Source organism: Acaryochloris marina S15 (assembly GCF_018336915.1).
Classification (GTDB): domain Bacteria; phylum Cyanobacteriota; class Cyanobacteriia; order Thermosynechococcales; family Thermosynechococcaceae; genus Acaryochloris; species Acaryochloris marina_A.
Window position 1 is genome coordinate 5,556,987 of sequence record NZ_CP064923.1, and the last position, 24,974, is coordinate 5,581,960.

Sequence of the window (24,974 nt, forward strand, 5' to 3'; positions counted from 1 at the left end):
GGAGACAGCACGTGGTCAGGATTCTCCGGTTGTCAGAGATGACATCTGAAGAACTCGCTTCCATCAAACGACGGGCCGAGTTAGATATTGAACAGGCGCTAGCTGTCGCCAAAGAAGTCATTGACGAGATTCGCGCTGACGGTGATCAGGGCGTGATCAAATACGTCCGCAAATTTGATTTTCCCGGTGCCACAACCGAAAATCTGAAAGTGACCGAAGCCGAATTTGCCGTTGCCCGCGAGCAAGTCGAGCCCGAAATCAAAGCCGCGATTGAGCAAGCCTATCGCAACATCAAAGAAGTGCACGAACGGCAAATGCCAGAAGAAGTGCAGCTTGCCGAAATCGATGGCGGCGTCTTTGCTGGGGAAAAAGTCACCCCTATTGCCAGTGCTGGACTATATGTGCCTCGGGGTAAAGGCTCCTTTCCCTCAGTGATGCTGATGCTCAGCGTGCCAGCGGTCGTAGCCGGAGTGGAAAGAATTGTTGTCTGTACACCACCGGACAAAAACGGCACCGTAGAGCCTGCCTCTCTTGTCGCAGCTGAACTGGCAGGCGTGAAAGATGTATACAAATTAGGCGGCATCCAAGCAATCGCAGGCATGGCGATCGGTACTGACACAGTACCCAAAGTCGATAAAATCACTGGACCTTGCAACGTCTATGGCTCCGCCGCCAAGCGCCTGCTCTACGGCACCGTTGATGTTGGCTTACCCGCTGGTCCTAGTGAATCGATTATTCTTACGGACGAAACCACTGACCCCCGGATTGCAGCCTTAGATCTGCTGGTAGAAGCAGAGCATGGTCCCGACTCGGCAGGCTTACTGGTTACCCACAGCGAAGACCTAGCCAAGGCCGCGTCCAAACATGCAGACGACTATATGCAGCAGTTGCCTGAATGGCGCAAAAACTTCTGTCAGAAGGGCCTGTCTTCTTATGGCGGTATTATTCTCACCTCCAGCCTGGAAGAATCGATTGATTTCCTCAACGATTATGCCCCTGAGCATTTAGAAGTTCTGGTACAAGACCCCCTCAGCGTTCTCGGCAAAATCAAGAATGCTGGTGAAATTCTCCTCGGTCCCTATACCCCCATTCCAACGGCCAACTACTGCATTGGCGTCAACGCCATTCTGCCTACGGGAGGCTTTGCTCGCTCCTACTCGGCGGTATCGGTATACGACTTTCTCAAGCGCACTGGCATTGGTTATTTAACAAAAGAAGGCTTTGATCGCTTGGGCCATACGGCTCAAACCTTGGCGGAGCATGAAGACTTCCCGGCCCATGCCATGGCCATTCGTGAGCGTAAGAACCTGCTCCCGTAAGGGGCGGTGGAGGGTTACCGTGTCCGATCAACTCCTGTATCAGATTCAGACGTTACAGTTTTCTGATCAGGCAGCGGCGAATGCCCTGCTGAAGGACTTCGTCAATGACAATTTCCCTTTCAATGTGGAGCAGGTACAGGTACGTCCTTCGGCGGTATCCCTTAACTCCATTAATGGATTTCTGCATACCGTGGAAGGAGACAAACTGTTCTTCAAAACCCACGTTGAACCCCAAAGCCTGATTCATGAGTATTACAACTCCACGATCATGGCAGAGGCAGGCTATCCCATTATTCAGCCCATTTTTAGCTCAACAGAATGGGGTAAGCAGCTGCTGGTCTATGAGTTTTTTGAATCCCCATCTCTGTTTGATGTGGCTCGTCAGATTGAAACGGGACAGCGAGGCGGAGCTGACCAGATTATTGCCCTGCAGGAAAAAGCAGACCAAGACCTGTGGGCCATCTATCAGCAAACCCTGCAGCCTTTATCAGCCGAAGACCATGCCGAAGTCCCCATTCACCAACTGTTTGTCCATCGCCTAGTCGGAGGACGATATCACGAGTTTTACGCAGGCAAAGAAGTCAAGCTACCAGAACACACCCTGAACTTTGACCCACTCGCTCAACTAACCTGGCAGATTAATGGCATACCTTACCAAGACACCCTAGCTGACATTATTCAAACAGCCAGTCAAAAGCTTGTCCCAACCTCTACTCCCTCTGTTGTCGGTCATGGTGATGCTCATAATGGCAATGTGTTCGTAGATGAAGACGCAGAAACCCTGATCTATTTTGATCCTGCCTTTGCCGGACGGCATTCACCCTTTTTAGATCTAACGAAGCCGATCTTCCATAACGTATTTGCGATTTGGCTGTATTTCCCCCAAGAGATCGCCAAAGACCTATCCATTAACTTAGAGATCTCAGCAGACCAGATCCAAGTGGATCATGATTTTCGACCATCAGCTATACGTCTAAGATTCCTGCAATCAAAGCTCATGCATGTACTCCAGCCCTTGCTTGAGCGCCTAAAAGCTTCTGGTCAACTCCCTGAAACCTGGCGACAGGAACTCAAGTTGGCACTGTTTTGCTGTCCTTTTTTAACCATGAACCTCTGCGATACCCAACGCTTTCCGCCAGAAATTACGCTACTGGGCTTATCCCTAGCAGTAGAAATGGGCAGTTCTAGCACCTCCCAGAACCAGAGCATTTTAGATACTGCCCTGGACCAACTCAACATATAAGCCCTAAGTTAGGCTTCAATTGGCCGTCAATTCGGAATCAACCCATGCCGAAGTTTCCCAAGTTGCAGTGTAAGCGCGGCATTCTACGAATGGCAACAGAAGATGATATTGATGCCATCCTGAGGTATTTCATCGTTAATCAAGACCATTTAGCCCCCTTTGAGCCGATTAAACCGGTGGAGTTTTATACACCCAACTTTTGGCGGGTATTGATTCGCGATCGCACCCATGCATTCCTCAACGATCAAGGCATCAAGTTCTTCCTGTTTGATCGGCACAATCCCCAGCAGATTATTGCGGCTATCAACTTCTCAAATGTAGTGCGAGGGGCATTTCAGTCCTGCACCTTAGGCTTTAGTATTGCCGACCAATATCAAGGTCAAGGCTATATGGCCGAGTCGATACCTGTTGCGATCGCATACCTCTTCTCTGACCTCAACTTGCACCGGATTATGGCAGCCTATATGCCCCATAACCAACGTAGCGGCAGACTCCTCCGACGATTAGGCTTTCAACTGGAAGGATATGCCCCTAGATACCTCTGCATTAACGGGATATGGCAAGACCATATGCTCACTAGCCTCATCAACACTAATATTTAGATTTTATTTAGATCCGGCAGTCACCAAACCGAAAAGGACGTGGGCACAATAAAGGTAGCTATTGTCATGGAAGTTCGACGGGGGGCGCAAGCCCCTTTTTTTTATAGAATTAGACCATAAACACAACTGAAAATCTTGTGAAGTTATTTTGAAGCGTCAAGCTCTCTACAACAAATTTTATTCTTTTGAAAGTTCAAAATAACTTCAACTATCTCTCACGTAATTGAGATATTAGCCTTCACAAAATCTTGAGATTTTTCCTATCGTTTTGCTACACATGCGATAGAAACTACAGTTAGAAACCTTGGGATCTTTATCCTCAAAGTTTTAAACAATAATTATTTAATATTTACTACAGAAAAGATGTCTGTTTCCATAAGAAATGGGGCATTATCTAATCAATTAGTCTCCAAATAAAAACCCAGCACGGGGGGTGCTGGGTCGATATGGGAGGTATTGGAACCCTCTGGATGAGTGAATGCATCGCATCCGAGGGTTTTTTATGGCATGAATTAACTAGTTGTTTATACTCTAACCAATCTTCCAAACCCAGACCTGAGAAGAACTACGGAATTATTATTTCTGTTACCAAAAAACCTCCAGTAAATACACCCACATTTACTTTCGCTCTATCGAATAGAAGTCATAACAGCCATAACAGAAACGGAACTTTAGACAGAAATTTATAATATTCACAACAACTTCATAGGGCAATAAGTGCACGCCCCTCCTGATACGCTGAAATGAATCCATTCAAAGTTTTTATGGCAGAGCAGATATGGAAACGCAAACCGATTCCAATCCGAGCAACTTAGATATTCAATTCAATTTTTGGCAACAGTGGTATCCAGTCGCTCCCTTAGAAGACTTAGATCCACAGCGCCCCACTGCCATTACGTTATTAGGGCAACATTTTGTTATTTGGCAACCCAAGCATTCTGACCAATATCTAGTATTTCAAGATCTGTGCTCCCACCGCTTAGCTCCCCTCAGTGAAGGTCGCATTGACGAGCAAACCGGTCAGCTCATGTGTAGCTATCACGGTTGGCAATTTGATCAAGAAGGTCTTTGCACCCACATTCCTCAAGCTGAAGCAGTCACCCCTAAGCAGGGACAGCTGTACTGCGTTACTGCTGTCCCCACTCAAGCGCAAAGTGGACTGTTGTGGGTATGGCCAGATCCAGACACCCGAGAAATTGCTGCCACACAACCTTTGCCTCTCTCCCCCCTCATTAATGCTGACCAAAACTTTGTCTGGTCCTCTGTCATGAGAGATTTGGCCTATGATTGGCAAACGTTAGTTGAAAACGTCTCTGACCCGAGTCACGTTCCCTTTGCCCATCATGGTGTCCAAGGCAATCGCAACCAAGCCGCTCCTATCCCTATGGAGGTTCTGACCTCCACCCCAGAGCTAATTGAAGTCTTGACCACGGGGAAGTTCGCCACCACAATCACCTTTCAACCGCCCTGCCGCTTGGAATATCAATTTTCTATCGGTGAAGGGAAACAAGCAGCTATGGTCACCTACTGTATTCCCATTGCCCCAGGTCGATCTCGCATCGTAGCCCTGTTTGCACGCAATTTTGCCACAGGTCTCATGAAAGTGCTTCCTCGCTGGGTAGAGCATATGAAAAACCGCAATCCAGTGCTGGATGGCGACATGATTTTGTTACGTGCCCAAGAAAAACAGCTTCTTCAGCACACCCAAACCCAAAATTGGCAAACCGCCTACAAGCTCCCCACCAGTGCGGATCGTCTCGTGATTGAATATCGGCGATGGTTCGAAAAGTATAGTCACGGACAAATTCCTTGGGGATCTGCTGATGGGCAGATTTTCGTTGCTTCCAACAACTATGACTATTTACAACCTCTAGGAGAGAAGCGACCTCAAATTCTGGATCGATATCATCAACACACCTTGATCTGTAGTAGCTGTCGACGAGCGTTGAGCAGAATCAAGCTATTGCAAAAGATTTTGGTAGCTGTCTTTGCGATCGCAATCAGTGGAACAGCAATCTTGCCTGATTCTTTACTCCCTTCCCGCCATAAGATTGTGCATCTAAATATCATTGAAATTCTTATTTATCAAGAATCTGAATACCCAATCTTATGCTGGGATGGGAGTAAGAGTGACGTGGGGGATTCCCATGGTTCTCATAGGGCTTCTAGGGTTAGGGATCTATTATGGGTTGAAATATTGGCTTAAACCCAGATTTTATTTTGTGGATTATATCCATGCACATCACTGATCAATCGATTTTTAGATAAAAGCCTTGGAAACACTCTGTCCATAAGTGTTTTCAAAGCTATTTTGTACAACGTTACACCAACCGTTAGAGTTCAGTGAACGATAGAACCTGCCTACCCGTGAACTGAATTCCATCGACCTAACAACCAAAAGATACAGGTTTATGGCCAAGAGTTATTACCACAAAAAGTTTTACAAGATAAGAACCTTTATAGTTATTTCATTGATTCATATTAATTTATATGAAATATTACCGATTTCTTCGTGCAGATTTAATTTGGTAGTCTATTGACAACCAAATCTTCCAAAACTGGGTCTATTGTAACTTCCACAACATTTATGAGGAAGAAATTTCAGCCCTTTCATAAATATATTCTTTAGATTAAAATCTTGACTAAAATGCAGAGTATTGCGAATGAGATCGCACGATCAGCTCAGCTGCCATAACGGGGATCAAATTCTTACAATCTTTACAAGGAAAAGCTTACAAGGATTATTATCGGTATTACAATTTATATGTAAAGAACTGTATTGAGTCCTAGCTATGTAAACCATGAGTATTAAGTATTTTTTCTTAGCCTGTTTGAGCTGAGTGGAAGGATATACTTCTAGAACAGAAACGCTTGATGTTGTTGAGGTCGCGTATGGATTCGCCCCCTCCTATGTTGTTTGCGTCAGTCACAGCCTTTTCGATGACGCTAGCTGTATTCCTTTACATAGGACTTGGTGTACTAGGGATTACCCTACGAAGATTGCGACTCCGTCACGGTGAAGCTTCTTGGGGATGGTTACGTTATATCCACTATGGATTGGGTATCACACTAGTACTGACAATTTTAGAATTAATGACCATCGGTATTTTAGGTGCCTCCACTTATGAAGGAACCTCCGGTCATTCATCTCACTTACCTGCTGGCCTATTGGTCGCTGGTTTAACCCTTGCTTCTGCTTGGGCCGCCAGTCGTGTGCATCCCAAGCGTCCTTGGGCTCGTCCACTCCACGTCAGCATTAATGGCATGCTTTTTCTAGCCTTAACCGCCGTGTCTTGGACAGGCTGGTCCGTGCTTCAGAACTATTTGCCTCAGTAACCTCTGATTCATAATCGAGTCGACAGTACGCAGCATTTGCTGCGTACTCTGTTTTCTTATGCAAACACTAAGTGGTCGCTGTCTCTGCGAAGGGATAGCTTATGAGATTTCAGGCGAACTGGGTCCCATTTTTAACTGTCATTGCTCAAAATGCAGGCGCTGGCATGGAGCTGCTTTTCGCACCCGAGCCACCATTACCACTCAGCAATTTAAGTGGATTAAAGGTGAAGACTTACTGTCTCGCTACCATTCTTCCGAGTTTGTAGTGAAGCATTTTTGTTCTGTCTGTGGCTCCAATCTCATCAGCACCTATGACAATGCGCCTGATAAGATCGGTATTCCATTAGGCGGGCTAGATCAAGCGCCTCACAATGCACCAGAGGGACACATTTACGTGGGGTCTAAATCTCCTTGGTTCACCATTACAGATGACCTCCCCCAGCACGATATCTGGCCAGGCAGCCATGCCAAAGTCCGTGAGACCCGATAAGCGCTCTCTCGCGAACATCTCACAGGCTAGGCAGTCGGTTCAGTGCCCTGCCAACGCTGAAGTGGCACACAATCTATCCCGAGTTGATCTAAAGCTCGAGCTACCACAAAGTCTGCCAAGTCTTCGATGGTTTGGGGGTTGTGGTACCAAGCAGGAATCGCAGGCACAATCCGGGCTCCAGCCTCTGCCAAAGTAGTCAGATTTCGCAGGTGAATCAGGCTAAAGGGGGTTTCTCTAGGCACGATCACTAAAGGGCGTCGTTCCTTCAGGTGAACATCGGCCGTCCGTTCTAATAGGCTAGAACTGAGACCCGCAGCAATTTTAGCCACCGTACTCATACTGCAAGGAATCACCAGCATCCCCAGGGTGCGAAAGGAGCCGCTGGCAATCCCTGCACCGACGTTAGTGGCGGCATGGCAGGTTAACTTCCCACCCCATTCATCGGCTTGCTGACGCCAAAATTGCTCTTGCTTACCGGGATCAGCGGGCATACGAATATTTTGCTCGGCTTGCCAAACCTGGTAAGTGGCCTTAGAAGCCACCAGTTCAATCGAATAATTTGCTCGGAGCAAGAACTTAATCGTGCGTACAGCATAGAGTAATCCTGATGCACCAGAAACGCCTAAAGTAACGGGTAGCGGTGAGTTAGAGTGAGACACAAGCGTAGGTTATAAAAGAGTGGTATTTCGCCTTAGCGGAACGTTTTATTATAACGTTGATACTCTGTATTCCTCACAGAGAGAGCGATCCCCAACCTAGACCCTATTCCGTTTGCAGAATCAGTACCATAGGATTACCAGAGAATAGAGCAAGCCTTCCATAAACGCAGCTTGGCACGAAGGATCCCAGAGTGAACAAAACTCTTTTTTCATCCAAAGGCTTAACCCTTCTAAGTTGGCTATTTTGGATGGCGATAATGGTTCAATTTTCTACCCAGCGATGGGGGGGTGAACAAACCCAATCCATTCTGACAGCGCTTCTAAATTTGAGTGTGCCAGCTCTGCTCAATGGGCTTAGCCCAGAGCAATTGCACACCTTGAACTTTATCGTTCGCAAGGGTGCTCATTTGACGGAATATGCCATTCTCACCACCCTTTGCTTCACAATGGGGACATTCGGGTTCCAAAAGCCTTGGAAATCAGTCTTACCCTTTGCAGTCCTAGGTTCAGCACTCTTTGCGATCACTGATGAAATCCATCAGAATTTTGTCCCGAATCGCGGTGCTTCTCCTATAGATGTGCTGATTGATATTACCGGTGCATTGATTGCAGTCAGCTTGATTAGTCTTTGGAAGACTCGTTTTCAACCCAATCCCCCACAAAACCTATGACGGTTACTCAGTTATTACATACAGCCTTGCTCGTGCAGGATTTAGAGCGATCTCGGCAGTTTTATGGCGAGGTGTTGGGATTAACGGAATGTCCCCGTCCATTTGATTTTCCAGGGGCTTGGTATCAAATCGGCCCTCAGCAACTGCACGTCATGGTGTCCCCCGATTATGTCGCCCGACAGGCCAATCAAGAACGATGGGGACGCAATCGCCATGTGGCCCTGGCAGTCTCTGATCTAGAAGACTGTCAAACCCAGTTAACGGCAGCTGGAGTAACCTATCAATTAAGCCATTCGGGCCGAGCTGCTTTATTTGTGCACGATCCAGATGGCAATATTATTGAGCTGAGTCAAGTCGATGCCCCACCTAGCCAGGATTGATCTCTATCCCTTTAAGTCGTTGGATGGCATTACGGTCCAATCCGCTAATATTTTGGCGAGTGGTGCCCTAGAACACGATCGAGAATATGCCTGCTTCGATCGCCAGGGAAAGGTAGTGAATGGCAAGCGATACGCCCAGATACATCAGTTGCGATCGCAAGTCTCCAACAACTACCAAACCCTAACCCTACAAGCCCCCCATACCGATCCTCAAACCTTTCACATTGACCAAGAACGCAACGCTTTAGAAGCATGGCTCAGTGACTTTTTTCAGCTGGATATCCAGATTCACCAAAATTCAGCAGCAGGCTTTCCCGACGATACTGACTCTCCCGGCCCGACTCTAATTAGTACAGCTACCCTCGAAACTGTTGCTGCTTGGTATGACGATTTGACGGTTACAGAGCTACGCCGCCGCCTGCGCACTAACCTAGAAATAGGCGGCGTACCTGCTTTTTGGGAAGATCAGCTCTTTACTGACGCTGACCATCTAGTTCAATTTCAAATTGGATCCGTGATTCTAAAAGGCGTCAATCCCTGCCAAAGATGCATCGTCCCCACCCGTGACTCCCAATCGGGTGTGGCAACTCCCACATTCCAAAAGACTTTCCTCCAAAACCGGAAGCAGGCGCTGCCCGAGTGGGTAAATCCCGCCCGTTTCAATCATTTCTATCGTTTGGCAGTCAATACGCGCATTCCGCAGGGTCAAGATTCGGTCTTAACTCAGGGAGATCAAGTCATCCCTCAAGGCATTGTAGAAGTTTAACAATCCTCTCTAGAAACCTATGGCAAAATGGGTCGAATGGACGAAAGAGAGTAAAGCTGCACATGACTAAGTTTGTATTTGTAACGGGCGGTGTAGTTTCCAGTATTGGTAAGGGAATTGTGGCTGCTAGCTTGGGACGCCTACTGAAATCCCGCAATTACTCCGTCTCCATCTTGAAATTGGATCCCTACATCAACGTGGATCCAGGCACCATGAGTCCGTTCCAGCATGGAGAAGTATTCGTCACAGATGATGGCGCTGAAACGGATTTAGACTTAGGTCACTATGAGCGCTTTACCGATACGGCCATGTCTCGCCTCAATAGTGTCACCACAGGTTCTATTTACCAATCCGTCTTAAACAAAGAGCGGCGGGGTGACTATAAAGGGGGCACCGTGCAAGTGATCCCCCATATCACCAATGAGATTAAAGATCGCATTAAGCGAGTAGCCAAGCAGGCGACGCCGGACGTCTTAATTATCGAGATTGGCGGGACCGTCGGTGATATTGAGTCTTTGCCCTTCTTAGAAGCCATTCGTCAGTTCCGAAAAGATGTGGGTCGGGACAATATTCTCTATACCCACGTCACCTTAATGCCCTGGATTCCCGCTGCGGGAGAAATGAAAACTAAACCCACCCAGCACTCCGTTAAAGAGCTGCGCTCCATCGGCATCCAACCCGATATTCTCGTCTGTCGCTGCGATCGTCCTTTATCTAAAGGGATTAAAGAGAAGGTCTCAGAGTTTTGTGATGTCCCTGTCGAAGCTGTGATCACCTGTGAAGATGCCAGCAGTATCTATGCCGTCCCCCTCATTCTCGAACAAGAAGGCTTAGCCCAACAGGTCCTCAAGTTTATGCACCTAGAACAGCGGCAGCCCGAATTAACCCAATGGCAAGCTCTCGTCAATCAGCTTGATCATCCCTCACAAACCATTGAAATTGCGCTGGTGGGTAAATATGTGCAGCTTAGTGATGCCTATTTATCAGTCGTAGAGTCCCTGCAACATGCCGCTGTTGCCCAAGGGATTGCCGTTCACCTTCGCTGGGTAGATTCAGAAGAAATCGAAGCCCACGGCGCGGATCGATATCTGGCAGGTGCGGCTGGCATTATTGTTCCTGGTGGCTTTGGCATTCGGGGCGTCGATGGCAAAATTGCAGCCATTCAATACGCTCGCGACCATCAGGTTCCCTTTTTAGGGCTCTGCTTAGGCATGCAATGTGCGGTAATTGAATGGGCTCGCCATCAGGCTGGGTTAGAGGATGCCAATAGTGCTGAGTTTAATCCCGAAACCCGTAATCCTGTCATTAACTTATTACCTGAACAGCAGGATGTCGTGGATCTCGGAGGCACGATGCGCTTGGGTCTATATCCCTGCCGCTTATTACCTGACACCCTGGCAGCTCGCCTGTATCCCCAGGAGACCATTGTGTATGAGCGCCATCGGCATCGCTATGAATTTAACAACGCCTATCGGCCTTTATTTTTAGAGTCCGGCTATGTGATTAGTGGTACCTCCCCCGATGGTCGCCTGGTGGAGATGATTGAGCTGCCCTCTCATCCTTTCTTCATTGCCACCCAATTCCATCCTGAGTTTCGCTCCCGGCCCAATGTGCCCCATCCACTGTTTGCAGGCTTAGTGGGAGCTTGTCTACAAGCTAATGGCACGTCTAATCACCATGAGAGCCTGCCGACGGAATCGCTAGTATCCGAATCGCTGTCGAGCTAGTTGGGCAGCACCAATCATCCCTGCCTGGTTGCCCAATGCAGCTGGTAAAATCACCAGATTTTCCCGGGACGTCGGCATCACCCGGCGCTCGATTTCTGCTTGCACCCAAGGTAGAAACAATTCAGTGCTGGCCGCAATCCCACCCCCTAAAATCACAGCTTCAGGGGTAAGCACATAGATCAGACTCGCCAAGCCAGCGCCTAGGTTACGGCCATAATCTTGCCAAAATGAGTTAGCAGCTTCGTCTTCTCGTCCTGCTAGCTCATGGGGTTCACACTGGTGGTCTCGGCGAATCGCCCGCACCGATGCAAATTGTTCCAAAGACCCATTATTGCCGCTATTGCAGGGGGGACCATCGGGCCATAGGGTAATCAGTCCCAATTCTCCTGCCGCCCCATCTCGTCCTGTATACAGCTCGCCATTCATAATGATGGCACCTCCCACCCCTGTACCTAAGGTGAGCATAATCAAATTCTGAAATGGCTGTCCGGCCCCATAAAGAGCTTCACCAAGCCCTGCACAGTTGGCGTCATTAGCAATGGTGGTGGGTCGTCCCGTTTTATCCTCTACCCACTCGGCTAAGGGCACATCTAACCAATCATCTAAGTTGATTGAGACCCTAGCAATACGGCCTGTATTATCAGCCGGTCCGGGCATACCCAGACCAATCACTGGCATGGTTTTCTCTGGATCTAAAGCGTGAACTGCAGTTGCGATCGCATCCACCACTGGCTCCGGTGTAGAGGGTTGCGGTGTCGGCACTGTAATCGAGCGGACACAGGTTCCTTGGGGACTGCAACAGCCTAACTTAATGGCCGTTCCCCCTAAATCAATCCCTAGCACCAGGTTTTCGGTCATCGCAGATCCAACTCAAACCCTATCTACGAACCAGAGGTCAATAATGCTACCGCATAAGCGCAAATTCCCTGCTCTTGTCCTACAGGCCCCAGTTTTTCATTCGTTGTGGCTTTTATACCTATTAAATCAGGACTGAGATTCAAGGTTTTGCTAATGCGATCGCGCATTGCATTGATATGAGGTTTCAGCTTGGGACGCTCTGCCACCACCACCGAGTCAATATTACCAATCTGCCAGCCTCGATCCAGAATCAACTGGTGTACCTGTTCCAGCAATTTCAGACTATCTGCCCCTGCCCATTGAGGATCCGTTGGCGGAAAATAATGGCCAATATCGCCTAAACTCAAGGCTCCTAACAGGGCATCCATAATTGCATGGGTCAACACATCCGCATCACTATGGCCTTTCAAGCCTAGAGAATGCTCAATTTGAACTCCCCCAAGAATCAACGGGCGATCTTCAACCAGTTGATGGATATCGTAACCATTACCAATACGGATGGATGTCATAGTCTCGCTACAGGAATGAATTGAAAAACGGCCCAGTGCTCTCGTACCATACTATGACGGCACCTCTGACAGAAAGAGTCGTTGGGCTGCAAAGACATCCTTTTGGGAGGGAAGAACCATCGATCGTCCACCCTCCATAACCGTTACACCAGCCTAGGTCACTCTTTAGGATTGGAACAGGTTCCCAGGGTCACCGTCTAAACAATCAACACGTTATGCCCAAAAAGCATACCTACTCAGTTCCCCTACAGTTACTGTTATTGTTTTTCAAATCACAACTTATGCAAAAATTTCTGCTTTTTTCATCCATACTTCTAGCCCCTTTAGCAGCTACCCCAGTGCTGCATGCTCAGGAAACGGTTTCTCACCTTCCCCTTCCCTATGCTCAACCCTTAGTCATCGCTCAAGACGCAGTAAAAGCCGACCCCTTCTTTTTGACCCGTGCCAAGAATCTGGCACGGCAAGCAGCCGAACGAGAAAACGGTGGCCTTAGTCAGTACCGGGCTGAAACATCGATGTATGGCCCTGCCATCGATTCCCCTCATGTCGAGAATGAAGATGGCAGTGTCACCTTCTCCTTCAAAGGGGGTGCTCCTGGGTTTGTTTCCCCGACTCTAGAAACAGTAGCCACCGTTGCTCCTGCAGGCATCGTTACGATCGGTTACAACGGTCCCATTCGTCCCGCAGCCGCTCAGCCCTCCGAGCCTGACCCTACCCCGGCAGCCCCAGCTTCCATTCCCCAGGTTCCATCTCAAATTATTGACCAAATCAAAGATTTAGTTGAATAGACGCCTTATCCATCGGATCTAGCGAAAGAACGCAGAACAACGCGTTTCTATCACCAGCCATCTGAATTCATCGCCCCCACAGATAGGCATCCCAGACGATAGCCTATGGGTGTTTTCTGCCTTTACTATGGGCAGATGGTTTTGTTTATCTCTCTTTAGGGTTGTGTCTATGCGCCAGTTTGTTGCTTTTTCAAAGGTTTTATTGCTTCCCCTTTGTTTGGGAATAGGGCAGGTAGCGGTCTATGCCCAATCCTTACCCTCCGTCACTCCTCCTCCTCAAGCCACAGATCCCTTTTTCCTGACCCGGGCAAAGAACCTAGCCAGACAAGCAGCCGAACGACAAAATGGGGGTCTCAGACTTTATCGTGCAGAAGCTGCCATGTATGGGCCTGCCATAGATGCGCCCAGTCAACAGAATTCCGACGGCAGCGTCACCTTTACCTTCAAAGGCGGAGCACCTGGCTTCGTCACGCCCACAGTAGAGACTATCGCGACCGTTACCCCCCAAGGATTAGTCAGTCTCCAATACAACGGTCCTTTACGCTCTGTTGCCCTTGCCAAGGTCAAGCCCACCCCCTCTCAAACTCAAGAGCCAACACAACCCCTTAATCAATCGACCAACTCCTTAGAAAAGCCTGTTTTAATCCCTAGCTCCCAACCCTTACTGCCTAATTCATCTCCACCCTTACCCGCTCAGCCAAAGGCACCAAGCACTCGCCCTCCCAGCTCTGGCCTACCCACTCTACAGCCAGCACCCGTCATCCCCCCCAGGCAAACATTGCCACCTATCGCGACACAGCCAACACCTGCTATTACCCCCCAGAGCACTCCCAGCCGCCCAGTTCAGACCTCACCAGCATCTATCCAAAACACATCTATCCAAAACGCTGATTTCTTTCTCTCTCGCGCCAAAAACTTGGCTAGGCAAGCCGCTATCAACGCTAACGGGGGTTTAGCCCAGTATCGACCTGAAACTTCAATGTTTGGTCCTGCTGCTGGCACCCCACATCAAAAAAATCAAGATGGCAGTATCACCTTTAGATTCCAAGGAGGAGTCCCTGGCTATCGCAATCCCACTGTAGAATCTGTGGTCACAGTGACCCAAAATAGCACTGTCACTGTTACGTATAATGGCCCCATTCGACCATAGGCGCTGCCATTCTGACAAACCTAGGGCAAGCAGCTGCACAAACATCAGCAACGGGGTAAGTTCTCCTAGTAAATGGGTAAACTAGGACATATCAGACAAAAAATTTATTGTTAAGGATAAGTAGCATGGGTTTGAGCTTCAAGCACTGGAGTGGGGGTATAGCACTAGCCACCTTGATTCTGACAGGGAATGGCGTTGCACTAGCTCAAGAAGTTGATCCTCTCGATCGGCCATTACGTCAACCCACCATATCTGAAACGCTGGATCGGCAGTCCAACCTCGATAGTTACTGGGAAGATGAGTCCCTCGGAGGGGATGCTAAGTTTCTTTTCAGTGTGGGTACACCAGAAGGAGCCATTCGAAGCGCTGCTGAGCGTGTTGAAGTGATCTACAAAGATTTACTACAGCAGCAAGATGATGATTTCCCCACCGTTCGCACCCGCGATTTAGCCAATCCTTACGCAACATCATTGCTAGAACTGCAAAGCCTATCAGGCATTGGGAACTCTGAACCCGAGTCTACTCCCCAATATATTCCTGCTGTAGCCCCTGCTGTTCCTGCGCTTTGGTAGAAAGTAAAGCCAAACTAATTCTCAAAATCCAGAATAGCTAAAGCGCCCAACTTGCATCTCACAAGTTGGGCGCTTTAGCTATTGAAATCAATCCAGGGTGCAGGAGTTGAACCTGCCTAGGGCGAATTATGAGTTCGCTGCCTCAACCGCTCGGCCAACCCTGGCTAAATAGCAGTTCTTATATCGTTTGGGATATGACTGTGCAATGCAGTTGAACAGTTTATCTACTTTCAACCACAGAATCCAGTGAAAATACCAGAATGACTATAGCACTATCCCCTAAGTTATATTATTACTGAATCTGGAAGTCATTTTTATATGCACGTCCTGGTATTGCGCTCAGATAAAGCGTCTAAAGACATAGCTCTACTTTTTAACTTGATTCAAACGTGTGATCTTGGCAAAAGCGAATAAGGCCTCAACCAACAAACCCCGAAATCGATTCAAGATTGATCCATCTATCAAACGCACAGTATTACTCCTACTGTTTATGTTGATAGTCGGATCCATCTGTGGTGCCGTAGGTTATGTGTTCGCCCGTCAATCTTTAAAAGGCATTACACAACCTGCCACAAACCCATTTCTGAAGGAGTCTGACGATTTAGATCGTCGCCCACGCCAAGGGGCCGATTTTCTTAACGAGAAAGACCTAATTGCCAAAGTTAAGTCTCAGACTAACGGTGCCAATATCGCCAAAGAGAAACAAAAAACAGCACCCAAACCGAAGAAACCCAAATCTTCTGACACCAAAAAGGATCAAAAATCACAGCCGAAGTCTCTCCCGATCAAAGTCAACAATCAGGGAATGAACTTTGAGGTCAAGTCTTTAGCCCGTGAGGATGATACGCTCATCCTTAACGTTGCCTTACAGAACAGTAGCGATGACACAATTCAGTTTGTCTATACTTTTTTAGATATTACTGACGATCAAGGGCAAGCCTTGTTCTCAGAAATTCGAGGGTTACCAACTGAGTTTAAACCTAAAGGAGAAATCTTCTTTGGCACAATCAAAATCTTGGATGTTCCGCCGGAAACCGTTGAAAAAGTCTCGATTTCCTTAAACGACTATCCTGACCAGAACGTCAAACTAGACATTCAAAATATCCCAGTCGCTGATGAGTAAGCGCCGATGGCACATGTCTCATAGGGGGCTGGCAAAATCGCGGCTGGTATGACTCCACTCCCACTGCTTTTCTACTGGGCACAGCTCAGTACTCCCCGATTTTCTGATCAATTTCCAGTACTGAGTGTGCCTGAAATTGGATCGCGGTTGTTAGCCATTGCAGCCTTGATTATCATCAATGGTTTTTTTGTCACAGCTGAGTTTTCGATCGTTGCTGTTCGTCGCTCCCGCATCAATCAGTTAGTCCAAGAGGGAGATACTCAAGCCAAGTTAGTTCAGCAACTCCAGCAGGATATTGCTCGGTTGCTTTCAACGACTCAAATTGGGATTACCTTGTCTAGCTTAGCCTTAGGCTGGATAGGCGAACATACTGTCGCCGTGCTGATTATCTCGTGGTTACGACAGAGTGCTCTCTCCAACTCAACTCAAGTATTTATCGCCCATACCCTAGCCATTCCCACAGCCTTTTTGGTCATTGCTTATCTGCAAATTGTGCTAGGGGAGTTATGCCCAAAAGCCCTCGCCTTACTCTATTCAGAAGAACTCGCTCGATTTTTAGGTCCGACTAGCCTAACGATTGCAAGGCTGTTTAACCCATTAATCTGGATTCTCAACCAATCCACTCGGTGCTTGCTCGGCATGGCTGGCATTGAATACTCAGATCGAGATTGGTATCACCAAGTCACCCCAGAAGAGCTGCAGTTAATGATTGCAACCTCCACGGAATCCACCGGATTAGAAGCTGACGAAAGAGAGTTACTCACCAATGTCTTCGAGTTTGCAGATGTCTTGGTGGAAGAAGTGATGATTCCTCGCACCCGTATTGACGCGTTGGAAGAATCTGTGACCTTTCAAATGCTGCTAGAAGAGGTAGCCCGGTCTGGCCATAACTATTATCCAGTTATCGGAGAGTCTTTGGACGATATTCGCGGTATTGTTCGCTTCAAAGAGCTAGCCGTTGCTTTTGCTAAAGGAGACCTCCAAAATGACACCTCAATCAAGGCATGGGTACAAACAGCTTGGTTCGTTCCTGAAGGCACCTTGATCAATGAGGTGCTGCAGCTCATGCAGAAATATCACCTAGATATTGTCATGGTGAGGGAAGAAGAGGTCAATGGTACCGCGGGTTTGGTCACCTTGAATGATCTCGTTCATGAAATCATCGGTGGCGATGATGCAGCTGGCCATGATTCCACTCCTCCCATTCAAGAGTTAGATAATCATACGTTCATCGTCCAGGCTCAAACAGACTTAGATGAAGTAAATGAGAATTTAGGGCTAGAGTTGCCTATTGTTGATGATTATCAAACCTTGGGCGGGTTTTTACTGTTTCAGCTGCAAAAGCTACCTCTCCCAGGAGAAGTTCACCACTTGTATAACCTAGAGTTCACGATCATCTCTACAGATGGTCCTCGTCTTGACCAAATCCAAATCCATAAATTAGAACTCGGAATCCGCTCAGATCTACCGACCCATTTGGGCACAACGACTGATAGTACTCCCAACAATTAGGGGGACATCCTAGCCTATTGGCCCATAAAAATGGTCGAGAAAAAGTTCTCGATAACGACTTGTAAATACAGCGCTATCGAGGAAATGAAGGTGGCTTAAAGCCTTATGGCAATATCAATTAGAGCCAGTCGCTCTAACTAAGCTGTACCAGTAAAAACTACTTCAGGAAAGCGCGCTTTTGCCTCAGTGAGTGGGCGTCGACGTCCTTCTTCTTGCCAGTAGTTAATGACTTCTGTGGCTTTGTTAAGGATAGAGATTCGCTCAACTTCATCAATCCAGGTTTTTTTCTCTAATTCAGTTTTGAGATTTTCCCAGGCATCGTTTCGAGGCCAAAAGAAGTAAGAAGTTAGGGGACTACTCCCGTTGCCAACCACTTGATCCACTGCTAAGGCAACGTTTTCATCAAGCCAGAGCACTTTAAGAATAAACTTTGACAATCTGCCTCCTAAAACTGAAAAAAAATTATCACTACAGCCCTCCATTATAGTTGATAACTCTTTATCTCCATCAAAAGCTTTGAGATTTCCTTTGTTCAGTCCCCCAGAGATATTGGAGACTTTTAGATTCCACCCGCTGGCATACCGCCATGACTCCGCGGATCGTCTTGATTCCCCCTGACTGCAGGTTGGAATATAGATGTTTGACCCATTGCTTTCGACGTTGGCAAAGTATCCTCAGCAACTAGCGCAGCTAAATTATCTGCCAAAATCTGTCGAGGCTGTTGTCCCACTGAGCTCGCTAAGGCTTCACCGCTACCATCCAGATACACAAAATGGGGAATGCCATCAACGTCAAATTTGAGCACTTCAGGCAGCCACTTGCTGTTGTCAACGTTCAACATCACAAAATTAACTTGATCAGAAAATTCTTGCTTGAGGCTGTGCATATCATCAGCCATGGCCTGACAACTCGTACACCAATTCGCATAGAACTCCATCAAGGTGGGTTTTTGATTCGTTAATGCGATTTCTATGGGGGTTGAATCAGCTGCTAGAGCTGATAAGGAAGGTTGTTCAGTTTGCTGGCGAGAACCGAAAAAGAGAGCGATACTGAGTGCGATCGCAACCATAGCAACCAAAAAATTTCTTAATCGTTGACTGGTCGTTGCTGTATCAGCCTCAGGATTGGACGGCATATCTGATGGATCTAAAGTCATGAGGTATCCAAGGTTGTGACTAATCATTCCCATTCTCAGTTTAGTCATCCACTGGCTGAGTACACACATCTTTACCAAATAAAATCGAACCTTTGGCACTTTTGTCTTCATTTCCCTCGGTATCAGAGATTGAGACGGATCTCATACATTTTTCCGTACCCTAGCCAGTGATTTACCTCACAACTATCTATCTTCTAATCTTGTAATCTGCTAGATAATTTCCACAACAGCACTCACTCAATTCGATGTGGAATCAATAGCGACCAGACAATGGTCAGTCAGAAGATCTCAGCATTTTCTCTCAAGCTAATTAATCAGCGTTTAGCAACTCTCAGAAAACATTTATAAGGGGATTTAGGTGGGGGGCCTATGAAACTTAAAAATCAGCAGATGCTACCGCTCGACGAGCAACTCCGTCAACTGGTCATAGAAGCCCGCCAATATCCCTCAGGCCATTTGAAACGAAAGCAATGTTTGACGCAGATTGTGCGACTGATTGAACAATCTCGTAAGCTCTGGCATGAACATACTCCTTACTATGAAGATGCCCTGCAGCAAACCTGGGTTTATTTTTGCCAAAATATTTGTGAAGCCGGTACTGGCGAACAATATGATCCCGACCGTAGTAGTGTCGTTACCTGGTTAAACCGATATCTGAAATGGCGCTTACAAGACTTTCGCATTAACAAACAAAAGCACCTCGCAAGATATACCTCTAAAGCTCCTAGCGCCATCAACAAAAACCAAGACGTCACGGATAATCTCGCTGCTCCTCCAGATACTCCCCCAATTTTGGAAACAACCCGTCATTGGGTGGAAACCGACCCCTCAGGTGAGTTAAGAAACGTTCATATTCAAAACCGACCGGATGTCACCTGCCAAGTTTTACTATTAAGGCGTCTGCCACCGGAGCAAGGATGGGAAAAGGTTTCTGAAGAATTTGGCTTACCCATTTCTACCCTGAGTAGTTTTTACCAACGACAATGTATGACCCGCTTGCGTAATTTTGGTCTGTCACAAGGATATCTATAATAGAAGTTCCTGATTTTGACTCCATGCTTCCCTTGATGAGCGATTCTTTAGCCTTACCCATTACCCTAACCGCGAGGCAAATAGCCCAAGGCTTTGGGCAACAGCAATCCACACCTGAGAAATGCCAGCAAGTCTATCTCAACACCCTAGCGGTCCTTGCTGTTAAAGAGTATCTGGCATTGATGGAAATCCCCTGCAATCTGGAAGCTAGCGATAGCTGGAATCCAGTAGTGCGACTCTGTGCAGACGTTGCCGATCTCCTCATTCCGGGTATGGGCAGTTTAGAATGTCGCCCAATTTTACCTGGCACGCCTACCTGTCTCTTGCCCCCTGAAGTCTGGTCGGATCGCGTCGGTTATTTAGTTGTCGTCATTGATGATCAACAGCGGAGGGCTCGCATCCTAGGATTTACGCCCACTGCTCAAGCCGGTCAAATCGCCATAGAGCACTTACAACCCCTCGAATCCCTATTGGCTCATATTAGTGAATTCATGTTGGTAGACACCAAACCACCAACATTCGTTCAAACTGATCTGGGTCAATGGCTACAAGGTATCTTTAATCAAAGTTGGCAAGTAGTTGAAGACCTATTACAACCCTCAACCCGAGAGCCAGCATTTCACTTTAGAAGTGCAGCCACAACGTCAACCGTTGAGCTAGATGACGATGCCGTTCAAATTAAGCGGGCCAAATTAGTCAAATTCAAAAATGATGCAGAAGAAATTCCCCTCGTCTTGATCATGAATCTTCTGCAAACTGAAACATATAGCCAGCGGATGCTCTGTGTTCAGCTCCGACCCGCAGGTCAATGCACATCATTACCCGCTAATTTAGTGCTTAGGGTGCTGGACAACCAGCACAATACATTTTTAGAAGCCCAATCACGACAAGCGGACAACTACTTACAGCTTGAGTTCAGCGGATTACCAGGAGAACAGTTCCATCTCGATCTAGAGCAAGGCAACCACATCCTAACTGAAACATTTATTATTTAGAAATTTTTGCCCTGGCTGCATAGAAAGGAGATGCCTCTATAAAGAGAACAAGCCGTGGATAAATTAGTCGTATTGCGCATGGGAGAAGGTAGCTTTACACAGGGTTTTCCTGTGACCCTTCAAGTTGGCAAAGAAAACGACAGACCCTCGACTGAAATTGTTGGTTTTCTTCCTCCCAATCCTAATATTCCTCAGTATTATCAAGGGTGGCAAACGGCTTATCTCAACTTGGGACTAACCACCCGTTTAGATGCTCCCACAGAACAATTAACCAACATCGATTGGCAAGAACTCCAAATCAACTGCGAACAGGCAGCCCACACACTTCATCATGCATTAGATCAATGGCTTCTAGCAGACCCCTTTCGACCTGTTCGGGATAAATGGCTGGAGCAACTTTCTCTACAAGATCACATCCGGATTATTTTGCAAACGGATAATCCGCAACTGCAGCGCTTACCCTGGCATCAGTGGGAACTTTTAACACGCTACCCCTTTGCCGAACTGGTCTTGAGTGCTCCAACCTATGAAGGCATTCAGCGCCAATCTAGCTCCACTGCTGGCATCAAGATTCTTGCCATTTTGGGGAGTAGCCAAGGCATCAATACTCAAGCAGATCACGGGTTACTGAATCAGCTTCCTAACGCAAATGTGACGTTTCTGGTAGAACCACAGCGGCAAGAACTCACCGATCAGCTATGGGATCAAAACTGGGATATTTTATTTTTCGCAGGCCATAGCCATAGCTCTAATCCCTGTGACACAGGCCATATTTGCCTCAATGCTCATGAAACACTGAATATCAATCAGCTGAAGTATGCTCTGCAGCAAGCCATTAGCAAAGGGTTACAGCTTGCTATTTTCAACTCTTGTGACGGTTTAGGACTCGCCCATCAACTGGCTGACATCCATCTGCCAGCCATGGTGATCATGCGCGAACCCATTCCTGATCAAGTAGCCCAATATTTTCTCAAGTACTTCTTAACTGCTTTTTCCAAAGGCAAACCTTTTCATTTAGCCGTCCGCGAAGCTCGGGAACGACTCCATGATCTTGAGCCTCATTTTCCATGTGCCACGTGGCTGCCGATTATTTGCCAAAATCCAGCCGAGATTCCACCCACATGGCAAAAGCTGAGTAAAAGTGATGGAGACGACTATTCTTTATGGCGCCATGACAATGACTCAGCAGCTCAAATCGTCACGATTGTCTTCACCGATTTAGTCAGCTCTACTGCCATTAAACAGGCTATGCCTGGCCTGGATGTCACAACCCGTAACCACCAGTATTACGACACAATTCTCCAACCCCACCGCCAACGCGTCACAGCTAGCTTAACGGCCTTTGGCGGTCGCTTGGTCAAAACAGAAGGGGATGGCTTTCTTATAAGCTTTCCAGGTGCCATGCAGGCTGCACAATGGTCCATCGCCCTGCAACAGCACCATGAACAAGATCCGATTACGACACCGTTTGGCCCCTTACAAGTCAGAATCGGTATGCATACAGGCAGCCCCTTATTGAAGGCTGAAGATCATGACTACATTGGCCAAGAAGTAGACTATGCCTATCGCATTTCTGACTTAGCTGATGGTGGACAAATCCTACTGTCAGAAGTCTCAGCCGTGTTGCTGCGCAATGCAGGCCTAACGGATATTACGGTGTATGACCATGACCATTGCTCCCTCAAAGGAATCGGCTGTGTACCTGTTTTCGAAATTCTCTGGGACAATCGGCAACCCCGTCCGGTGCGAGATACACCATCCACGGTCTCGAATTCTCGCCATCAAGACCGACAGTCACCGGAAGTAGAACAAACTTTGCCAACTGCTGTGGCACCAATTGTTGCGGAACTGCCTCTAGAAAAAGTATCTCTCTTTTCTAAAGTTCACCGTTTTTGTCGCCGTCCTCTTTTATCCGCCTTGCCTACCAGTCTATGTTTGACAGCTGCCATTATTGGCATTCGAGGGCTAGGCATTCTACAGCCCATAGAGTTTTGGGCATTTGATCAGCTCCTGCGCCTCAGACCAAATGAAGGTCCCGATCCCAGGCTATTAATTGTATTGGTCACGGATAAAGATATTCAGGCCCAAGGGGATCAGACGAAGCGGAGTTCTTTAAATGATCCAACCCTGACTCGACTCCTGACTCAGTTAAACAAGGCTAAACCCCAGGCCATCGGCTTAGACATTTACAGAGATTTTACCGTTGATCCGAACTACCCCCAACTCGCGACCCAACTCAAGAACAATGAGCGCTTAGTAGTTCCCTGTAAAGGGAGTGATTCATCCAGTAATACAGATGGCATCGCGCCTCCAACTGAAGTACAAGCACCCAATCGCATCGGTTTTACAGATTTTATCGAAGATGGAGATGGGGTGTTACGCCGACATATCCTTCATATGAACCATGAGCCTGCCTCTCCCTGTCAAGCGTCTTTCTCCTTCGGTTCTCTGTTAGCCTTCCATTACTTGGAACAGCAGTCACCCCAGACATTTTCCCTCAAGTTTGCTGAACCCGAAGGCCACCCCTTGGAGTTGCAGGTTCAAACGGATCAACCTGGTACCGGAACAACACGAACCACAATCTTTAAACAACTACAGCCCCATGGCGGCTATCAAGGGATTAACGATGACCGCATGAGAGGCTTGCAATTAATGCTAAATTATCGAGCCTTAAAGAGACCGACAGACATTGCCAAAACGGTAACTTTGGAGCAAGTACTGGCGGGACAAGTTAATGCCAATGCGATTAAAGACAAGGTTGTTTTAGTGGGAGTCCAAGCGAGTGGATCTGGAGATTTTTGGTCTACTCCCTACGGTGCTGGCCCCACTCAGAAGGTGGCAGGTGTTTTTGTGCAGGCTCATATGGCCAGTCAGATCATCAGTGCCGTTGAAGATCAACGTTCCTGCTTCAAAATATGGCCTCAATGGGCTGATGGTCTTTGGATCTGGGGCTGGGCAATGATGGGCGGCATCGTTGCTATTGTCTTCAAACTCACAACTCGCACCGGTGTGATCAGCACTGTTTTAGTGAGTGGATTGTTCAGCCTCTGTTTATGGGGCCTGATACAGGCCATCTGGATGCCGCTCATACCGTCCCTGATAGCTTTTGTCATCACGACCGTTGCGGTGCTGTTAGTGCGCACCAAAAAAATTGATCATGATCATCCAGCTTCTTAAATCCTCATCCCCAGTAAAGGAGATTTCGTTTATGCTGACTGCCCAACCTTTTTCTCGATCAATGCTGCTAACCTTAGCAGTTTGTACCATGGCAAGTGCAGGACTTTCTGGGCGCACACCCCATGTAATGGCCATGCATCAGCACCACCATCTGACCTTTACCATGCCAACTCCCCCCAGCGACCCCGGCGCCCCGACCGGTCGGCGTGAAGGTGGAAGCAGTCGTGGCGATAAAATTTACACTTTATGTAAGACGGAAGCAGAAGCAGCCAACAAACAATGTGCAACGTCCCGATTAACCGCTCTAGTACCTGAAATTGATGCAGAAAAACAGATCTGGGGGCTGACAACAGCTGATCACCCGGAATTCCTCTTCTACTTATCGAAGTTCAGAACCCCAGAACAACCCCAAACCACACGCCTGAACATTGAATTCGTCTTGCAAGACGAGAACGATCAATACGTCCACAAAACCCGTTTTGCTTTACCGTTGACGGAAGGTGGCATCATTCGTATTCCTATTCCTGCAAACCGAGATCCTTTACAGGTGGGCAAGCGATATACCTGGACGCTTTTGACAAAATTCGGACCGAACGAGACCAATTATGTACACGGCAGAATCTACCGTGTACAGATGGACACCCAACGCCAGCAGCAATTGCCAACAGCTTCCCCCTTGAAGCGTTTGGAAATCTATTTGGAAGAAGGCTTATGGTTCGATGCAATTTCGATGTTGGTTGATTTAAAGCAAGATGCTCCCCAAGATCTAACGCTGATCTCAAAATGGAACAGTTTGTTAGACAATATCAATCTCAAAGAACTGGCCACTGAACCCATGCTGTCCTGTTGTACCCCTGAACCCCATTTATCCCTCAAATAATCAGGTCTTTGATGATGCCTGATTATGGC

General features: G+C 47.5%; 23 protein-coding genes, 1 tRNA gene and 1 pseudogene. 19 read left to right on the forward strand and 6 right to left on the reverse strand.

The features are described from left to right. The first annotated feature begins 11 nt into the window (after positions 1–11). The 6 genes and pseudogenes from hisD (at position 12) to I1H34_RS25340 (ending at position 6,990) form a co-directional block, all read left to right on the forward strand. A complete protein-coding gene (gene hisD, locus I1H34_RS25315; RefSeq protein ID WP_212663619.1) occupies positions 12–1,319 on the forward strand; it encodes a histidinol dehydrogenase in 1,308 nt (435 codons plus the stop codon). A 19-nt stretch (positions 1,320–1,338) separates the two neighbouring features. After that, positions 1,339–2,562 (forward strand): aminoglycoside phosphotransferase family protein, encoded by a 1,224-nt coding sequence (locus I1H34_RS25320; RefSeq protein WP_212663620.1) that lies wholly within the window; start codon positions 1,339–1,341, stop codon positions 2,560–2,562. Positions 2,563–2,606: 44 nt separating this feature from the next. Then, positions 2,607–3,164, forward strand: a complete 558-nt coding sequence (locus tag I1H34_RS25325; protein WP_212663621.1) for a GNAT family N-acetyltransferase — start codon at positions 2,607–2,609, stop codon at positions 3,162–3,164. Positions 3,165–3,942: 778 nt separating this feature from the next. After that, positions 3,943–5,413: pseudogene (locus tag I1H34_RS25330) on the forward strand (aromatic ring-hydroxylating dioxygenase subunit alpha). 643 nt (positions 5,414–6,056) lie between these two features. Further along, a complete protein-coding gene (locus I1H34_RS25335; protein ID WP_212663622.1) occupies positions 6,057–6,500 on the forward strand; it encodes a DUF4079 domain-containing protein in 444 nt (147 codons plus the stop codon). 58 nt (positions 6,501–6,558) lie between these two features. Beyond that, entirely contained in the window at positions 6,559–6,990 is a 432-nt protein-coding gene (locus I1H34_RS25340; protein ID WP_212663623.1) for a GFA family protein, read from the forward strand. Between the two features lie 26 nt (positions 6,991–7,016). On the opposite strand, the gene I1H34_RS25345 is transcribed toward I1H34_RS25340, so the two are convergent. Next, on the reverse strand, positions 7,017–7,649 hold the full coding sequence (locus tag I1H34_RS25345; protein ID WP_212663624.1) for a flavin prenyltransferase UbiX: 633 nt from the start codon (positions 7,647–7,649) through the stop codon (positions 7,017–7,019). A 191-nt stretch (positions 7,650–7,840) separates the two neighbouring features. Between I1H34_RS25345 and I1H34_RS25350 the strand changes: the two genes are divergently transcribed. The 4 genes from I1H34_RS25350 (at position 7,841) to I1H34_RS25365 (ending at position 11,193) form a co-directional block, all read left to right on the forward strand. Beyond that, complete coding sequence (locus I1H34_RS25350; RefSeq protein WP_235110658.1) at positions 7,841–8,320, forward strand: VanZ family protein; 480 nt, start codon at positions 7,841–7,843, stop codon at positions 8,318–8,320. Further along, complete coding sequence (locus I1H34_RS25355) at positions 8,317–8,700, forward strand: VOC family protein (RefSeq protein WP_212663625.1); 384 nt, start codon at positions 8,317–8,319, stop codon at positions 8,698–8,700. The genes I1H34_RS25350 and I1H34_RS25355 overlap by 4 nt, the downstream gene beginning before the upstream one ends. Further along, entirely contained in the window at positions 8,678–9,466 is a 789-nt protein-coding gene (locus tag I1H34_RS25360) for an MOSC domain-containing protein (RefSeq protein WP_212663626.1), read from the forward strand. The genes I1H34_RS25355 and I1H34_RS25360 overlap by 23 nt, the downstream gene beginning before the upstream one ends. Positions 9,467–9,528: 62 nt before the next feature. After that, entirely contained in the window at positions 9,529–11,193 is a 1,665-nt protein-coding gene (locus I1H34_RS25365; protein ID WP_212663627.1) for a CTP synthase, read from the forward strand. On the opposite strand, the gene I1H34_RS25370 is transcribed toward I1H34_RS25365, so the two are convergent. Then, positions 11,167–12,051 (reverse strand): ROK family protein, encoded by an 885-nt coding sequence (locus I1H34_RS25370; protein WP_212663628.1) that lies wholly within the window; start codon positions 12,049–12,051, stop codon positions 11,167–11,169. The genes I1H34_RS25365 and I1H34_RS25370 overlap by 27 nt on opposite strands. Before the next feature lie 23 nt (positions 12,052–12,074). Further along, the gene (gene ispF, locus I1H34_RS25375; RefSeq protein ID WP_212663629.1) at positions 12,075–12,560 is read right to left on the reverse strand and encodes a 2-C-methyl-D-erythritol 2,4-cyclodiphosphate synthase; all 486 of its coding nucleotides are present in this window, start codon (positions 12,558–12,560) and stop codon (positions 12,075–12,077) included. Between the two features lie 281 nt (positions 12,561–12,841). Between ispF and I1H34_RS25380 the strand changes: the two genes are divergently transcribed. From I1H34_RS25380 to I1H34_RS25390, 3 genes are all read left to right on the forward strand, one after another. Next, positions 12,842–13,348, forward strand: coding sequence for a hypothetical protein (locus tag I1H34_RS25380; RefSeq protein ID WP_249369621.1), 507 nt, complete (start codon positions 12,842–12,844; stop codon positions 13,346–13,348). Positions 13,349–13,517: 169 nt separating this feature from the next. Further along, positions 13,518–14,498 (forward strand): hypothetical protein, encoded by a 981-nt coding sequence (locus tag I1H34_RS25385; protein WP_212663631.1) that lies wholly within the window; start codon positions 13,518–13,520, stop codon positions 14,496–14,498. Positions 14,499–14,623: 125 nt separating this feature from the next. Next, positions 14,624–15,070 carry a hypothetical protein gene (locus I1H34_RS25390; protein WP_212663632.1) on the forward strand — a complete coding sequence of 149 codons (447 nt, stop codon included), beginning with the start codon at positions 14,624–14,626 and terminating at the stop codon, positions 15,068–15,070. Positions 15,071–15,161: 91 nt separating this feature from the next. On the opposite strand, the gene I1H34_RS25395 is transcribed toward I1H34_RS25390, so the two are convergent. Next, a tRNA-Ile gene (locus tag I1H34_RS25395) sits at positions 15,162–15,234 on the reverse strand. 227 nt (positions 15,235–15,461) lie between these two features. Between I1H34_RS25395 and I1H34_RS25400 the strand changes: the two genes are divergently transcribed. Both I1H34_RS25400 and I1H34_RS25405 read left to right on the forward strand, forming a co-directional pair. Continuing rightward, positions 15,462–16,193, forward strand: coding sequence for a hypothetical protein (locus I1H34_RS25400; protein ID WP_235110668.1), 732 nt, complete (start codon positions 15,462–15,464; stop codon positions 16,191–16,193). A gap of 48 nt (positions 16,194–16,241) precedes the next feature. Then, positions 16,242–17,705: a hemolysin family protein gene (locus I1H34_RS25405; RefSeq protein ID WP_212663633.1), complete on the forward strand. Its 1,464-nt coding sequence runs from the start codon at positions 16,242–16,244 to the stop codon at positions 17,703–17,705. Between the two features lie 137 nt (positions 17,706–17,842). Here the strand turns inward: I1H34_RS25405 and I1H34_RS25410 are convergent, their stop codons facing one another. Together I1H34_RS25410 and I1H34_RS25415 are read right to left on the reverse strand one after the other, a co-directional pair. Next, positions 17,843–18,142: a 30S ribosomal protein PSRP-3 gene (locus I1H34_RS25410; protein WP_010478653.1), complete on the reverse strand. Its 300-nt coding sequence runs from the start codon at positions 18,140–18,142 to the stop codon at positions 17,843–17,845. Between the two features lie 122 nt (positions 18,143–18,264). Beyond that, positions 18,265–18,861: a thioredoxin family protein gene (locus tag I1H34_RS25415; RefSeq protein WP_212663634.1), complete on the reverse strand. Its 597-nt coding sequence runs from the start codon at positions 18,859–18,861 to the stop codon at positions 18,265–18,267. Between the two features lie 369 nt (positions 18,862–19,230). Here I1H34_RS25415 and I1H34_RS25420 point away from each other — a divergent pair, with 369 nt between their 5' ends. From I1H34_RS25420 to I1H34_RS25435, 4 genes are read left to right on the forward strand one after another with little or no spacing between them, the layout of a single operon-like run. Beyond that, positions 19,231–19,893 (forward strand): sigma-70 family RNA polymerase sigma factor, encoded by a 663-nt coding sequence (locus I1H34_RS25420; RefSeq protein WP_212663635.1) that lies wholly within the window; start codon positions 19,231–19,233, stop codon positions 19,891–19,893. A gap of 35 nt (positions 19,894–19,928) precedes the next feature. Further along, positions 19,929–20,888, forward strand: coding sequence for a DUF1822 family protein (locus I1H34_RS25425; protein ID WP_249369623.1), 960 nt, complete (start codon positions 19,929–19,931; stop codon positions 20,886–20,888). Between the two features lie 54 nt (positions 20,889–20,942). Next, a complete protein-coding gene (locus tag I1H34_RS25430) occupies positions 20,943–24,065 on the forward strand; it encodes a CHASE2 domain-containing protein (RefSeq protein ID WP_249369625.1) in 3,123 nt (1,040 codons plus the stop codon). Positions 24,066–24,096: 31 nt separating this feature from the next. Continuing rightward, entirely contained in the window at positions 24,097–24,945 is an 849-nt protein-coding gene (locus I1H34_RS25435; RefSeq protein ID WP_212663637.1) for a DUF928 domain-containing protein, read from the forward strand. Positions 24,946–24,974 lie beyond the last annotated feature (29 nt).

What these genes read in the sequence shown, in the direction of transcription:
- I1H34_RS25335 (WP_212663622.1), top strand. Translation starts at nt 6,057, where the DNA reads ATGGATTCGCCCCCTCCTATGTTGTTTGCGTCAGTCACAGCCTTTTCG.
- I1H34_RS25385 (WP_212663631.1), top strand. Translation starts at nt 13,518, where the DNA reads ATGCGCCAGTTTGTTGCTTTTTCAAAGGTTTTATTGCTTCCCCTTTGT.
- I1H34_RS25390 (WP_212663632.1), top strand. Translation starts at nt 14,624, where the DNA reads ATGGGTTTGAGCTTCAAGCACTGGAGTGGGGGTATAGCACTAGCCACC.
- I1H34_RS25360 (WP_212663626.1), top strand. Translation starts at nt 8,678, where the DNA reads ATGCCCCACCTAGCCAGGATTGATCTCTATCCCTTTAAGTCGTTGGAT.
- I1H34_RS25415 (WP_212663634.1), bottom strand. Translation starts at nt 18,861, where the DNA reads ATGACTTTAGATCCATCAGATATGCCGTCCAATCCTGAGGCTGATACA.
- I1H34_RS25420 (WP_212663635.1), top strand. Translation starts at nt 19,231, where the DNA reads ATGAAACTTAAAAATCAGCAGATGCTACCGCTCGACGAGCAACTCCGT.
- I1H34_RS25325 (WP_212663621.1), top strand. Translation starts at nt 2,607, where the DNA reads ATGCCGAAGTTTCCCAAGTTGCAGTGTAAGCGCGGCATTCTACGAATG.
- ispF (WP_212663629.1), bottom strand. Translation starts at nt 12,560, where the DNA reads ATGACATCCATCCGTATTGGTAATGGTTACGATATCCATCAACTGGTT.
- I1H34_RS25365 (WP_212663627.1), top strand. Translation starts at nt 9,529, where the DNA reads ATGACTAAGTTTGTATTTGTAACGGGCGGTGTAGTTTCCAGTATTGGT.
- I1H34_RS25340 (WP_212663623.1), top strand. Translation starts at nt 6,559, where the DNA reads ATGCAAACACTAAGTGGTCGCTGTCTCTGCGAAGGGATAGCTTATGAG.
- I1H34_RS25380 (WP_249369621.1), top strand. Translation starts at nt 12,842, where the DNA reads ATGCAAAAATTTCTGCTTTTTTCATCCATACTTCTAGCCCCTTTAGCA.
- I1H34_RS25425 (WP_249369623.1), top strand. Translation starts at nt 19,929, where the DNA reads ATGAGCGATTCTTTAGCCTTACCCATTACCCTAACCGCGAGGCAAATA.
- I1H34_RS25370 (WP_212663628.1), bottom strand. Translation starts at nt 12,051, where the DNA reads ATGACCGAAAACCTGGTGCTAGGGATTGATTTAGGGGGAACGGCCATT.
- I1H34_RS25355 (WP_212663625.1), top strand. Translation starts at nt 8,317, where the DNA reads ATGACGGTTACTCAGTTATTACATACAGCCTTGCTCGTGCAGGATTTA.
- I1H34_RS25435 (WP_212663637.1), top strand. Translation starts at nt 24,097, where the DNA reads ATGCTGACTGCCCAACCTTTTTCTCGATCAATGCTGCTAACCTTAGCA.
- I1H34_RS25405 (WP_212663633.1), top strand. Translation starts at nt 16,242, where the DNA reads ATGACTCCACTCCCACTGCTTTTCTACTGGGCACAGCTCAGTACTCCC.